Source organism: Micromonospora sp. CPCC 205554, from assembly GCF_036902745.1.
GTDB lineage: Bacteria > Actinomycetota > Actinomycetes > Mycobacteriales > Micromonosporaceae > Micromonospora > Micromonospora tulbaghiae.
The window spans coordinates 54,705-67,317 of sequence record NZ_JBAKHP010000013.1; the positions used below are offsets into that span (position 1 = coordinate 54,705).

General features: G+C 73.4%; 9 protein-coding genes. 4 read left to right on the plus strand and 5 right to left on the minus strand.

All coding sequences use genetic code 11. The features are described 5' to 3' along the window. Positions 1-7 precede the first annotated feature (7 nt). The 3 genes from V6U82_RS18485 to V6U82_RS18495 all read right to left on the minus strand — a co-directional run bounded on the left by V6U82_RS18485 (position 8) and on the right by V6U82_RS18495 (position 4,138). Positions 8-1,138, minus strand: coding sequence for a thiamine pyrophosphate-dependent dehydrogenase E1 component subunit alpha (locus V6U82_RS18485; protein ID WP_128137607.1), 1,131 nt, complete (start codon positions 1,136-1,138; stop codon positions 8-10). Between the two features lie 115 nt (positions 1,139-1,253). Beyond that, positions 1,254-2,585, minus strand: a complete 1,332-nt coding sequence (locus tag V6U82_RS18490; RefSeq protein WP_334462818.1) for an aspartate aminotransferase family protein — start codon at positions 2,583-2,585, stop codon at positions 1,254-1,256. 20 nt (positions 2,586-2,605) lie between these two features. Beyond that, a complete protein-coding gene (locus tag V6U82_RS18495) occupies positions 2,606-4,138 on the minus strand; it encodes a CoA-acylating methylmalonate-semialdehyde dehydrogenase (protein WP_442933447.1) in 1,533 nt (510 codons plus the stop codon). Positions 4,139-4,245: 107 nt separating this feature from the next. Between V6U82_RS18495 and V6U82_RS18500 the strand changes: the two genes are divergently transcribed. Continuing rightward, positions 4,246-5,886 (plus strand): PucR family transcriptional regulator, encoded by a 1,641-nt coding sequence (locus V6U82_RS18500; RefSeq protein WP_334462821.1) that lies wholly within the window; start codon positions 4,246-4,248, stop codon positions 5,884-5,886. 4 nt (positions 5,887-5,890) lie between these two features. Here the strand turns inward: V6U82_RS18500 and V6U82_RS18505 are convergent, their stop codons facing one another. Then, positions 5,891-6,274 carry a hypothetical protein gene (locus tag V6U82_RS18505; RefSeq protein ID WP_318333022.1) on the minus strand — a complete coding sequence of 128 codons (384 nt, stop codon included), beginning with the start codon at positions 6,272-6,274 and terminating at the stop codon, positions 5,891-5,893. A 318-nt stretch (positions 6,275-6,592) separates the two neighbouring features. Between V6U82_RS18505 and V6U82_RS18510 the strand changes: the two genes are divergently transcribed. The 3 genes from V6U82_RS18510 (at position 6,593) to V6U82_RS18520 (ending at position 10,632) form a co-directional block, all read left to right on the plus strand. Beyond that, positions 6,593-8,281, plus strand: a complete 1,689-nt coding sequence (locus V6U82_RS18510) for an acyl-CoA mutase large subunit family protein (protein ID WP_334462824.1) — start codon at positions 6,593-6,595, stop codon at positions 8,279-8,281. Between the two features lie 205 nt (positions 8,282-8,486). Further along, positions 8,487-9,404 (plus strand): tetratricopeptide repeat protein, encoded by a 918-nt coding sequence (locus V6U82_RS18515; protein WP_334462826.1) that lies wholly within the window; start codon positions 8,487-8,489, stop codon positions 9,402-9,404. A 58-nt stretch (positions 9,405-9,462) separates the two neighbouring features. After that, the gene (locus V6U82_RS18520; RefSeq protein ID WP_334462829.1) at positions 9,463-10,632 is read left to right on the plus strand and encodes an arginase family protein; all 1,170 of its coding nucleotides are present in this window, start codon (positions 9,463-9,465) and stop codon (positions 10,630-10,632) included. 10 nt (positions 10,633-10,642) lie between these two features. On the opposite strand, the gene V6U82_RS18525 is transcribed toward V6U82_RS18520, so the two are convergent. Further along, entirely contained in the window at positions 10,643-12,610 is a 1,968-nt protein-coding gene (locus V6U82_RS18525) for a penicillin-binding transpeptidase domain-containing protein (protein ID WP_334462832.1), read from the minus strand. Between the last annotated feature and the right edge of the window lie 3 nt (positions 12,611-12,613).

Consider the following 12,613-nt stretch of genomic DNA (forward strand, 5'->3'; position numbering starts at 1 on the left):
GCGGGCGTCAGTCGAGGAAGGAGGCGCGGTAGGCGACGAACGCGTCGCGCTCCTCCCGCAGGAGCGGGGGCACGTCGGCCAGCACCGTGGCGAAGGCGTCCGCGAGGTCCGGCGCCTCCAGCGCCAGGCACTCCCGGCGGGTACGGTCGGCCAGCTCGTCCGCCTCGGCCTGGACCTCGCCGAGGAACGCCTCGTCGCTCCAGCCCTCGGCGCGCATGAGCGCCTCGACCCGGGCCAGCGGATCCCGCGCCCGCCACGCCGCCAGCTCGTCGTCCGTGCGGTACCGGGTCGGGTCGTCCGACGTGCTGTGCCCACCCATCCGGTACGTGGTGGCCTCGACGATCGCGGGACCGTTGCCGGACCGGGCGTGCGCGGTCACCGCGGACGTCACCGCGTACACCGCCAGCACGTCGTTGCCGTCGACCCACTCGCTGCGCAGGCCGAACCCGGCGCCGCGCCGGTGGATCGGCGTACGCGTCTGCGACGCCGTCGGCGTCGAGATGGCCCACTGGTTGTTCTGGCAGAAGAACACCATCGGGGCGGCGTTGACGGCGGCGATGTTCATGGCCTCGCTCGCGTCGCCCTCGCTGGCGGCGCCGTCACCGAAGTACGTCACGACGACCGTGTCGCTGCCGTCGCGCTGCACCCCGAGGGCGTACCCGGTGGCGTGCAGCAGTTGGGCGGCCAGGACCAGCGTGTAGATGTGGAACGCGTACGGCTCCGGATCCCAGCCGCTGTGCGCGACGCCGCGCCACTGGCGCAGCAGGTCGGCCGGGCCGATGCCGCGCCACAGCGCCGCGGCGTGCTCCCGGTAGCTCGGGAAGACGTAGTCGTCGGCGCGTACCGCCGCGACGGAACCGACCTGGGCGGCCTCCTGGCCGCGGCACTGCAGCCACAGGCCCAGCTCGCCCTGCCGCTGCAACGCGAACGCCTCGTCGTCGAGGCGGCGCGCGAGCCGCATCCCCCGGTACAGGTCGCGGGTGAGGCGGCCGAGGGCGTCGCGGTCGGCGTCGACCTCGGGGTGCAGGCGCCCGTCCGGGGTGACGAGCTGGGTCCAGCCCTCGGACGTACGCGGAAGTCCGGTGGTGCCGGTGAAGGGGTTGGTGACCGGTGGGTCGGCGAGATCTACGGTAGTCATTCGTCACCTTCTGGGTGCGTCGGTCTCCGCGTCACCGGGGTCGCCGGCCGTCTCGCGGATCTCGGATACGGGACCGCCCGCCGGGGTGGACCCGGCGGGCGGTGGTGGGCATTGCTCAGACCGTGTGGCGGTCGGCGAGTGTCAGCGCCTCGTCGAGGATCGCCAGCCCCGCCTTGGCCTCCGTCTCCGACACGGTGCACGGCGGCACCACGTGGATCCGGTTGAAGTTCGCGAACGCGACCAGGCCGCCGCGCTTGCACGCGGCCAGCACCTCGTTCATCTCCGGCGACGACGCCCCGTACGGCGCCAGCGGTTCCTTCGTCGCGCGGTCGCGCACCAGTTCCAGCGCCCAGAACACGCCGAGCCCGCGTACGTCACCGACGCTCGGGTGCCGTTCGGCCAGCTCGCGCAGCCCCGGTCCCAGCACGTCGGCGCCGATCGTGGCGGCGTTCTCGACGATCCGCTCGTCCCGCATCACGTTGATGGTCGCGACGGCGGCGGCGGTGGCCAGCGGGTGACCGGAGTAGGTCAGGCCGCCGGGGTAGGCACGGGTGGCGAACGTCTCGGCGACGTGGTCGGCGATCACCACACCGCCGAGCGGGACGTAACCGGAGTTCACGCCCTTGGCGAAGGTGATCAGGTCGGGCACCACGCCGTAGTGGTCCAGCGCGAACCAGGCGCCGGTACGCCCGAAGCCCGCCATCACCTCGTCGGCGACGTAGAGGATGCCGTGCCTGTCGCACAGCTCCCGTACGCCCGCGAGGAAGCCCGGCGGCGGCGGCATGATGCCGGCGGTGCCCGGCACCGTCTCCAGCACGATCGCGGCGATGGTGGACGGGCCCTCCATCTCCACCACGCGTTCGAGGTGGCGCAGCGCGAGCGCGCACTCCTCCTCCTCGGTGGTGGCGCCGAACTCCGACCGGTACAGGAACGGGCCGAAGAAGTGCACCACCCCGGCGGTGCCGTTGTCGCTGGGCCAGCGGCGCGGGTCGCCGGTGAGGTTCACCGCGGTCTGGGTGCCGCCGTGGTAGCTGCGGTACTGCGACAGCACCTTCGGCCGCCCGGTGTGCAGCCGGGCCATCCGGACGGCGTGCTCGATCGCGTCCGCGCCGCCGTTGGTGAAGAAGACCTTGGAAAGGCCGGCCGGGGTCAGCTCGGTGATCAGCCGGGCCGCCTCGCCGCGGACGTCGTTGGCGTACGACGGCGCGATGGTGCACAGCTTGGCGGCCTGCTCCTGGATCGCCGCGACCACCACCGGGTGCTGGTGGCCGATGTTGGTGTTGACGAGCTGCGACGAGAAGTCCAGGTAGCGGTTCCCGTCGCCGTCCCAGAAGTACGAGCCCTCGGCGCGCTCGACCACCATCGGGTCGAGCAGCGACTGGGCGGACCAGGAGTGGAAGACGTGGGCGCGGTCGAGTTCGTAGGTGCGCTGTGCGCTGCTGCTCATCGGCGTTCTCTCTCCGCTGCTCAGACGTTCTCGGGGAAGCCGAGGTTGATCCCGCCGTGGCTGGGGTCGAGCCACCGGGAGGTGACGACCTTGCCGCGGGTGAAGAAGTGCACGCCCTCGGCCCCGTGTGCGTGCGAGTCGCCGAAGAGGCTGTCCTTCCAGCCGCCGAAGGAGTAGTAGGCCATCGGCACCGGGATCGGCACGTTGACGCCGACCATGCCGACCTCGACCTCGTTCTGGTAGCGGCGCGCGGCGCCGCCGTCGTTTGTGAAGATGGCCGTCCCGTTGCCGTACCGGTTGGCGTTGACCAGCGCGAGCGCCTCGTCGTAGCTGCCCACGCGCACGACCGACAGCACCGGCCCGAAGATCTCGTCGGTGTAGACGCTCATCTCCGGCGACACCCGGTCCAGCAGGCTCGGCCCGAGCCAGAACCCGGACTCGTCGCCGTCGACCCGCACCTCGCGGCCGTCCACCACCAGCTCGGCGCCGGCCTCGACGCCCGCGTCGAGGTACGACGCGACGCGGTCGCGGTGCTCCTTGGTGACCAGCGGACCCATGTCGCAGGAGCGCCGCCCGTCGCCGACCTTCAGCGTGGCGATGCGCTCGCGGATCCGGGTCACCAGATCGTCGGCGACGGGCTCGACGACCACCAGGGCCGAGATCGCCATGCACCGCTCGCCGGCCGAGCCGAACCCGGCGTTCACCGCCGCGTCGGCGGCCAGGTCCAGGTCGGCGTCCGGCAGCACCACCATGTGGTTCTTCGCGCCGCCGAGGGCCTGGACGCGCTTGCCGTTGCGGGTGCCGGTCTCGTACACGTACCGGGCGATCGGCGTGGAGCCGACGAACGACACCGCCTTGACCTCGGGGTGCTCCAGCAGCCGGTCCACGGCGACCTTGTCGCCGTGCACGACGTTGAACACACCGGCGGGCAGCCCGGCCTGCTCCCACAGCCGGGCCACGAGCAGCGACGCGGACGGGTCCTTCTCGCTGGGCTTGAGCACGACGGTGTTGCCGGCCGCGACGGCGATGGGCACGAACCACATCGGGACCATCACCGGGAAGTTGAACGGCGAGATGACGGCGCAGACGCCGACCGGCTGGCGGATCGAGTAGACGTCCACGTTCGTGGACACGCCCTCGGAGTAGCCGCCCTTGAGCAGGTGCGGGATCCCGCAGGCGAACTCGACGACCTCCAGGCCGCGGGTGACCTCGCCGAGGGCGTCGGAGACGACCTTGCCGTGCTCGGCCGTGATCAGCTCGGCCAGCTCCTGCTTGTGCTGGTTGACCAGCTCGCGGAACGCGAACAGCACCTGGGTGCGCTTGGTCAGCGACGAGGTCCGCCAGGAGACGAACGCGGCGGCGGCGGACGCGACGGCCTGGTCCACCTCGTCGACGGAGGCCAGCGGCACCTCCGTCCGGACCGTGCCCAGCGCCGGATCGTAGACTGGGGCCGCACGCTCGGTGACGCCGGCGAACGGCTTGCCGTCGATCCAGTGGGTCACCCGCTCCAGCGGGACGGGAGCGGGCACGGTGCCGGGTGCTGTCTGGGTCATGCCCGGGATCATCTGCGCTTCCCCAGGTCCGGGCAATGGGCACTGTGTCGTTCCCGTCCGCGGGAAGCGCACATACTGTGCGCCGGAGGGAAGGGGGAGGCGCTCCGATGCCCATGACGGTCCGCGACGTGCTCGAACTGCCGGCGTTGCAGCAGGCCGGGCCGCGCGTCCTGGCGGGCCGGGACCGGCTGGACGCGCCGGTGCGCTGGGTGCACGTCGCCGAGATCCCCGAGATCGCCGACCTGCTCCGCGGCGGCGAGCTGGTCCTGACCACCGGCATCGGCCTGCCCCCCGACGACGACGGGCTGCGCCGGTGGATCGACGGCCTCGCGGCCGTCGGGGTGGCGGGTGTGGTGGTCGAGCTGGGCCGCCGGTTCGGCGGCACCCTGCCGGCCGGGCTGGTCGAGCACGCCCGCAGCCGGAACCTGCCCCTCATCGCGCTCCGGCGCGAGATGCGGTTCGTCGCCGTCACCGAGGTCGTCCACTCGGTGATCGTCGAGGAGCAGACGGCCGAACTGCTCGCGAAGGACGAGATCCACCGCGTCTTCACCGAGCTGTCGGTGGAGGGCGCCGAGCCCCGGCAGGTGCTCCGCGAGGTCACCCGCCTGTCCCGGCGTCCCGCCGTGCTGGAGAACCTCGCGCACCAGGTGCTGGCGTACGAGACCGGCCCGCTGACCGCCGAGGAGCTGCTCGACCGCTGGGAGACCCGCTCCCGCGCGGTCGAGGTCCCGTCCGGCACCGGCTACGAGCCGCGCTCGGGCTGGCTGGTGACAGGTGTCGAGGCGCGGGGCAACCGGTGGGGACGGCTCGTGCTGCTGTGCGACCAGGAGCCACCGGCCCGGACCCGGGTGCTGCTGGAGCGCGCCGCGTCCACCATCGCGCTGAACCAGCTCGTCGCCCGGGACTCGTCGTCGGTCGAGCGGCAGGCGCGCAGCAGCCTGCTGCTGAGCCTCGTCAACCACTCGGCCCCCACCCGGGACGTGGCGCTGCGGGCGCGCGGGCTCGGTGTCGTACTGGAACAGCGACTGCTGCTCGGCGTCGTGGTCCGGCGGCGCCGCCCGGTCCCGGCCACCGGCGAGGCGAACGGGCGGCGGCGGGAACTGCTCGACGCGGTGGAGACGGCGGTACGCGAGTGCGGGCTCGCCGCGCTCGTCGGCGACGTGGACGAGGCGGCCGGCGGTACCGGCGTCACCCTCCTCGTCGCGCTCGACGGGACCGGCTCCGACGAGGCAGCGCTGGGGAGCCTGTCCGCCGCGCTCACCCGGGCGGGCCACCGGGCCGGATCGGACGTCGTGGTCGCCGCCGGATCGGTGGTCCGGACGCTCGACCTGGCCCGGCGCTCACTGGTCGAGGCGGCGCAGGTGGCCGACGCGACAGTGCACACCGCCGAGCCGCGCCCGTTCTACCGGCTGCACGACGTCCGCCTCCGGGGCCTGCTGTACCTGCTGCGCGACGACGTGCGCCTGCAGACGTTCGTCGAGCGCGAGCTGGGCCCGCTGCTCTCCTACGACCAGCGCCACGGCACGAACCATGTCGGCCTGCTGGAGACGTACCTCGTGGAGGGGCGCAACAAGCGGCGCGCGGCGGACGCGATGTCCCTGTCGCGGTCAGCGCTGTACCAGCGGTTGGAACTGATCGAGCGGGTGCTCGGCGTCGACCTGGACTCGAGCGAGCGGCGCCTGTCGCTGCACGTGGCGCTCACCGCCCGGGACGTCATGCGCGCCGGCGGCCCGGAGGTCACCGGCTGACCGGTCACCGATGGGTGCCGCGGCCCGACCGGAGGCGCCGGACGCCGTCGCGGCCCGGCGCGCTGTGCACGCTGACGCTGACGACCGGTACGGCGTTCGCGACGCTCTTGCGGACCGTCTCCATCGGCGCCGTGGCGGGGGAGCACTCCACGATCATCACCGCGGACCGGTCCGGGCACTGCACGTACTGGACGTGTGACACGGCGACCCGACGGGAGTGCAGCACGGACAGCACCTTGAGCAGGCCGGTCGTGGAGTGACCCACGCCGAGGTGGACCACCATCGTGCACGGCGTGCCGTGCTCACCGGCGGGCTCGTCGTGCGGGCGGCGGCCGGGGTCGGCCCGGGGAGGATCGACGGTTGCGGGGGTGGATGCGGACACGCTCACGGGGGCCTCACAGGGACGAGCCGACAGGTTGGCTTGGCCGGCGACGCACGCGGAGGCGTACGCCGCCTAGGTAATCAGCCGGGTCGCGATTCGATTGCCCACGGCGGGAGTGTGGCACGGGAACCGGCTCGCCGGGAGGCTGCGCCGGGCAGCCGTCCGCCACGTGAGACAGGGCCCTGAGCTGCGGATCGACGGTGATGGGTCGCCCCGGTGGGGCCGATCGCCGGGTTACCGGCCGGTACGCGAGCCCTTAAGGATCGTTCAGGATCTCGCTCTACACTCGGAACCGGGACGACGACTTGAGAAGGAGCTCCGCGCATGGACGCTGACGAGATCGCCGCCGGTCGGGCCCGCTGGCAGGCCCGCTACGACGCCGCCCGCAAGCGCGACGCGGACTTCACCACGCTGTCCGGACTGCCGGTCGAGCCGGTGTACGGCCCGCCGGAGGACACCGCGTACCCCGGGTTCGAGCGGATCGGCTGGCCGGGCGAGTTCCCGTACACCCGGGGTCTGTACCCGACCGGCTACCGCGGGCGGACCTGGACCATCCGGCAGTTCGCCGGCTTCGGCAACGCCCGGCAGACCAACGAGCGCTACAAGATGATCCTCGGCGCGGGCGGCGGCGGTCTCTCCGTCGCGTTCGACATGCCGACGCTGATGGGCCGCGACTCGGACGACCCGCAGTCGCTCGGCGAGGTCGGCCACTGCGGCGTCGCTGTCGACTCGGCGGCCGACATGGAGGTGCTGTTCGACGGCATCGACCTGGCCGGCGTGACCACCTCGATGACCATCTCCGGCCCGGCCGTGCCGGTCTTCTGCATGTACCTGGTCGCCGCCGAACGGCAGGGCGCCGATCTGTCCACGCTGGACGGGACGCTCCAGACGGACATCTTCAAGGAGTACATCGCGCAGAAGGAGTGGCTGTTCGACCCCGAGCCGCACCTGCGCCTCATCGGTGACCTGATGGAGTACTGCGCGCGGGAGATCCCCCGGTACAAGCCGCTGTCCGTCTCCGGCTACCACATCCGCGAGGCCGGCTCGACCGCCGCGCAGGAGCTGGCGTACACGCTGGCCGACGGCTTCGGGTACGTCGAGCTGGGCCTGTCGCGCGGGCTGGACGTGAACACCTTCGCCCCCGGCCTGAGCTTCTTCTTCGACTCCCACGTGGACTTCTTCGAGGAGATCGCGAAGTTCCGCGCCGCCCGCCGGATCTGGGCCCGCTGGCTGCGCGACGTGTACGGCGCCACCAGCGAGAAGGCGCAGTGGCTGCGGTTCCACACGCAGACCGCCGGGGTGTCGCTGACCGCGCAGCAGCCGGTCAACAACGTGGTGCGTACGGCCGTGGAGGCCCTGGCCGCGGTGCTCGGCGGCACCAACTCGCTGCACACCAACGCGCTCGACGAGACGCTCGCCCTGCCCACCGACGAGTCGGCCGAGATCGCCCTGCGTACCCAGCAGGTGCTGATGGAGGAGACCGGGGTGACCAACGTGGCCGACCCGCTCGGCGGCTCCTGGTACGTCGAGGCGCTCACCGACCGGATCGAGGCCGAGGCGGAGGAGATCTTCGCCCGGATCAAGCAGCTCGGCGGCGAGGGCCCGCACACCATCGGCCCGATGACCTCCGGCATCCTGCGCGGCATCGAGGACGGCTGGTTCACCGGGCACATCGCCGAGTCGGCCTTCGTCTACCAGCAGGCGCTGGAGAAGGGCGACAAGAAGATCGTCGGCGTCAACTGCCACACCGGGACCGTCGCCAAGGACCTGGAGATCCTGCGCATCTCGCACGAGGTGGAGCTGGAGCAGCGCCGGGTGCTGACCGAGCGCAAGTCGGCCCGCGACGACGCCGCCGTCACCGCCGCCGTCAAGCGGATGGTCGAGGTCTCCCGGACCGGCGAGAACATGATCCCCGCCATGCTCGACGCGGTCCGCGCCGAGGCCACCCTCGGCGAGATCTGCGACGCCCTCCGCGCCGAGTGGGGCGTCTACCGAGAGCCCGCCCGCTTCTGACCCCCTCGCCCCACCCTCACCCCGTCGATCTTGCACTTCGACCCCCGCGACTGCGGCATTCGTCGCATTTGTCGGGGCGGAGAGTGCAAGATCGCGGGGAGGTGGGGGTGCGGGGGCGGCGCGGGGGCTGAGCAGGGGTGAGAGTGGCGACGTGGGCGTTGCGGGTGGTCGGAGATCCCCGGGGTACGTGCGAGACTAGACAACCATGAGCGACCCACGGATCACCTCGTCGATCTTCACCCGCGGCGCGGTCGACCTCAGCGCGCTGCGCACCCCCGCACCGGCCGACACCTCCTCCGCCACACCGTCCCAGGGCACCGGCCCGACCGGGCTGCCGGGCAGCCCCGCCGGCTCCGCCGCCGTGATCGACGTGACCGAGGCGAACATCCAGTCCGAGGTGCTCGAACGCTCGCTCACCACACCGGTAGTGGTCTTCTTCGGGGCCGCCGGCTACCCGGAGAGCGACCAGTTCGCCCCGGTTCTGGAGCGGCTGGCCGCCGAGGGCGGCGGAGCGTGGCTGCTGGCCCGGGTCGACGTGCAGCAGCAGCCGCGGCTCGCGCAGATGTTCCAGCTCCAGACGTTGCCGACCACGTACGCCATCGTCGGTGGACGCCCGATCGACGCCTTCCCCGGCCCGGTGCCGGAGTCGCAGTTGCGACAGTGGCTCCAGGCGGTCCTCAAGGCCGGCGGCGTCACAGTCGCCGAGCCGGAGGACCCGCGCCTCGACGCCGCCGACGACGCGCTGATGAGCGGTGACCTCGACGCCGCCGAGGCGGCGTACCGGAAGATCCTGGCCGAGTCGCCCGCGGACGCGGCGGCGGAGGCGGGCCTGGCGCAGGTCGGGCTGGCCCGCCGGGTGGCCGGCGCGGACCCGCAGGGTGCGCTGGACGCCGCGGCCGCCGCCCCCGACGACGTGGACGCCCAGCTGCTGGCCGCCGACATCGAGGTGCTCAGCGGCCTCGCCGACCAGGCGTACAAGCGGCTCGTCGGCCTGGTCCGGCGCACCGCCGGGGACGACCGGGACCGGGTACGCCAGCACCTGCTCGGCCTGTTCACCATCGCCGGCCCGGACGACCCCGCCGTGGCCTCCGCCCGACGCGCCCTGGCCAGCGCGCTGTTCTGAGTCAACCCGCGCGGGCCGGCGCACCGCCGGCCCGCCCGACCACCGAGGACGGGAGCCCATGATGCGCCGGATCGCCGTCCTCGACGCGCCGACGAACCTCGGACTGCGCCCGCCCACTGCGAGCTCCGTCCCCGGGTGCGGCAAGGCGCCGGGCGCGCTGCGCGACCACGGCCTGCTCGCCCGGCTGCGGGCCCGCGACGCCGGTTGCCTGACCCCGCCCCGGTACGACCCGGGGGACTGGCGGCCCGGCGACGGCGTCTGCCACGCGCCGGAGATCTCCGCGTACTCGGTGGCGCTCGCCGACCGGATCGGGGCGATCATCGACCGGGGCGAGTTCCCGCTGGTGCTCGGCGGGGACTGCTCGGTGCTGCTCGGCTCGGCGCTGGCCATGCACCGTCTCGGCGAGGCGGTCGGCGGGCGGATCGGGCTGGTCTTCGTCGACGGCCACTCCGACTTCCGGCACCCCGGCAACGCCTCCTACGTCGGTGCCGCCGCCGGGGAGGACCTGGCCCTGGTCACCGGCCGGGGGCAGCCCGACCTGGCCGCGATCGAGGGCCGCCGGCCGTACTTCCGGGACATCGACGTGGTGGTGCTCGGCATCCGCGCGCAGGACGAGTACCGGCTCGACCTCCAGGCCGCCGGCATCACCACCCGGCCGGTGCCGGCGCTGCGCGCCGAGGGCGCGGCCCGGACCGCACAGTGGGCGCACGAGCAGCTCGTCGACTGCGCCGGCTACTGGGTGCACATCGACGTGGACGTGCTCGACCCGGCGGTGATGCCCGCCGTGGACGCGCCCGACCCGGGCGGCATCGCCTTCGCCGAACTGGAGATCCTGCTCGCCGGGCTGGTCGACACCCCGCACTGCCTGGGCGTCGAGCTGACCGTCTTCGACCCCGACTACGACCCGGACGGGGCGTACGCGGCCGAGATCGTGAACACCGTGGTGGCCGGGCTCGCCCCGGTCGTCGCGCCGGGTGCCGTGCCGCCCCGGCTGTTGCCGGCCGGGCCTGTCGCACCGGCGCCCCGCGCCGCCGACAACCGGCCGGAGCCCGAGCCGCTGCCCGCCCCGGCGGCCGTACCGGCGCCGGCGGTCGCGGTGGAGCCGATCGGCCCCGACCCGACCGACGGCGACGACCTCGGTGATGACCCACTCGGGCCGGGCCTGCTGCGCCACGCGCCCGCCGGAGACGAGCCGGACCCGGCCCGCTCCGGCATCGACATCGCCTGACCGGTACGCCTCAGCTCGCGGCCAGACCGCGCAGGAACTTCTCGGCGATCGGCGCCGCGACCTTCGAGCCCGCCCCGCCCTGCTCGACGAAGACGGCGAAGGCCACGTCGCCCTGCCAGCCGACGAACCAGGCGTGCGTGTGCGCGGGGTTGTTGTCGTACTCCGCGGTGCCGGTCTTGCCGTGCACCGGCTCGCCCGGCACGTCCGCCAGCGCGCTGCCGCTGCCCGCTGTGACCACCCCGCGCATCATCGACTTCAGCGCCGCCACCGACTCCGGCTTGAGTGCCTCGCCGGCCGGCGCGGGCTTGGCCGGTGCCGGGTCGAGCAGCAGCTTGGGCTGCTCGAACTTGCCCCGGGCCACGGACGCGGTGGCGCTCGCCATGGCCAGCGGGCTCACCAGTGTGGTGCCCTGGCCGATCGCGGCGGCGGCCTGCTCGGTGGCCGAGCCGTTGGCGGAGATCTTGCCGGTGAACGCGTCGGTGCCGAGATCCCACGCGGCCTCCAGGCCGAGCGTACGGCCGGCCTGCGCCAGCCCGTCGGGGCCGAGCTTCGGCGCCAGCGCGGTGAACGCGGTGTTGCACGACTTGGCGAAGTCGGTGGCGAACGGCACCGCGCCCAGCTCGAAGTTGTCCGAGTTCTTGAAGACCCGGCCCTCGACAGTCGACGTCTTCGGGCAGTTCACAGTGGTCTGCGGGGTCACCGCGCCCCGGTCGAGCAGGCCGAGCGCGCTGACCATCTTGAACGTCGAGCCGGGCGGAACCTGGGCGGTGAAGGCGAGGTTCTCGCCCGCCGCGCCCGGGCCGTTCGCGGCGGCCAGCACCGCGCCGTCGCTGATCCGCACGGCGACCAGGGCGGAGCGGCGGGTCTGCCCGCGCAACGCGGCGTCGGCGGCGTTCTGGGTGGGCGCGTCGATGGTGGTCTTCACCGGCTGCCCGGGCTTCGGGTCGGCGCGGAACAGCTCCGTGCCGGTCGGCTCCACCTTGCCGTCCGGGGTGGTCCGCTCGGTGATCACGGTGACGCCGGGGACGCCGCGCAGCCGCTCGTCGTACCGGCCCTGGAGACCGCCGTGGCCGACCAGGTCGCCGCGCGCGTACCGCTCGGGGTGGGCCTGGAGGTCGTCGGCGGTGGCCTGGTCGACCGAGCCGAGCAGCGCCCGGGCGAACTCGCGGGTCGGGGCCAGCATGAGCTGCTCGGAGACGAACCGGGTGCCGGGCAGTTCGTAGATGCGCGGCTTGATCTGCCGGTACGCCTCGTCGCGCAACGTCACCACCTCGACGCGCCCGTCCGGCTTCGCCGCCTTCATCCGCTTCGGCAGGTCGCCCAGGTCGACCGGCGGGGTGAGCGCGGGCCGGATCGCCCTGAACGCGGCGTCCAGCTTCCGGACCAGGCCGGGGACGTCGTCGACCTCGCCGGGGACGACCTGCACCCGGACCACCGGACGCGGTGCGACGATCGGCTGACCGGCCGCGTCCAGCACCCCAGCGCGCTGCGCCGGCTCCCGCCGCAGCGCGATCTTGTCACCGCTCTCCAGCTTCTCGTGCACCACCGACGGCTCCCAGATCACCTGCCACTTGTCGTCGCCGCCGCGCTTGAGGCGTACCGGATTCTCGTAGGCCCAGGTGCCGCCGCCGGGCAGCGCCCAGCTCACCTTGACCCGGGCGGTGGCCACGTCCCCCTTGGTGGTGATGTCGCCGGTGCGCGCCAGCTCCGGCGGGTCGGCCGCGAGCGCGCCGCTGAGCGCCTGGATCTGCTTGGTCACCTCGGCGGCGGGCACCCGCCCGCCGGTCGGCTCGACGAAGCCGACGGCCTGGAGGTCGCCGGAGCGCCAGCCGCCGAGGAACGCCTCGACGGCCGTCTCCGGGCCGTCGTCCCCGGAGCATCCGGTCAGCGCGCCGGCCGTGACCAGCACGGCGGCCAGCGCCGAGAGAGCGCGGTGACGGGTGTGGCGGCGGGGGCGGACGGGGTACGACACGGGCATGAA

Excerpts from the sequence above, each read along its gene's own strand:
- V6U82_RS18485 (WP_128137607.1), bottom strand. The coding sequence starts at position 1,138 with ATGACTACCGTAGATCTCGCCGACCCACCGGTCACCAACCCCTTCACC.
- V6U82_RS18490 (WP_334462818.1), bottom strand. The coding sequence starts at position 2,585 with ATGAGCAGCAGCGCACAGCGCACCTACGAACTCGACCGCGCCCACGTC.
- V6U82_RS18495 (WP_442933447.1), bottom strand. The coding sequence starts at position 4,138 with ATGACCCAGACAGCACCCGGCACCGTGCCCGCTCCCGTCCCGCTGGAG.
- V6U82_RS18500 (WP_334462821.1), top strand. The coding sequence starts at position 4,246 with ATGCCCATGACGGTCCGCGACGTGCTCGAACTGCCGGCGTTGCAGCAG.
- V6U82_RS18510 (WP_334462824.1), top strand. The coding sequence starts at position 6,593 with ATGGACGCTGACGAGATCGCCGCCGGTCGGGCCCGCTGGCAGGCCCGC.
- V6U82_RS18515 (WP_334462826.1), top strand. The coding sequence starts at position 8,487 with ATGAGCGACCCACGGATCACCTCGTCGATCTTCACCCGCGGCGCGGTC.
- V6U82_RS18520 (WP_334462829.1), top strand. The coding sequence starts at position 9,463 with ATGATGCGCCGGATCGCCGTCCTCGACGCGCCGACGAACCTCGGACTG.
- V6U82_RS18525 (WP_334462832.1), bottom strand. The coding sequence starts at position 12,610 with ATGCCCGTGTCGTACCCCGTCCGCCCCCGCCGCCACACCCGTCACCGC.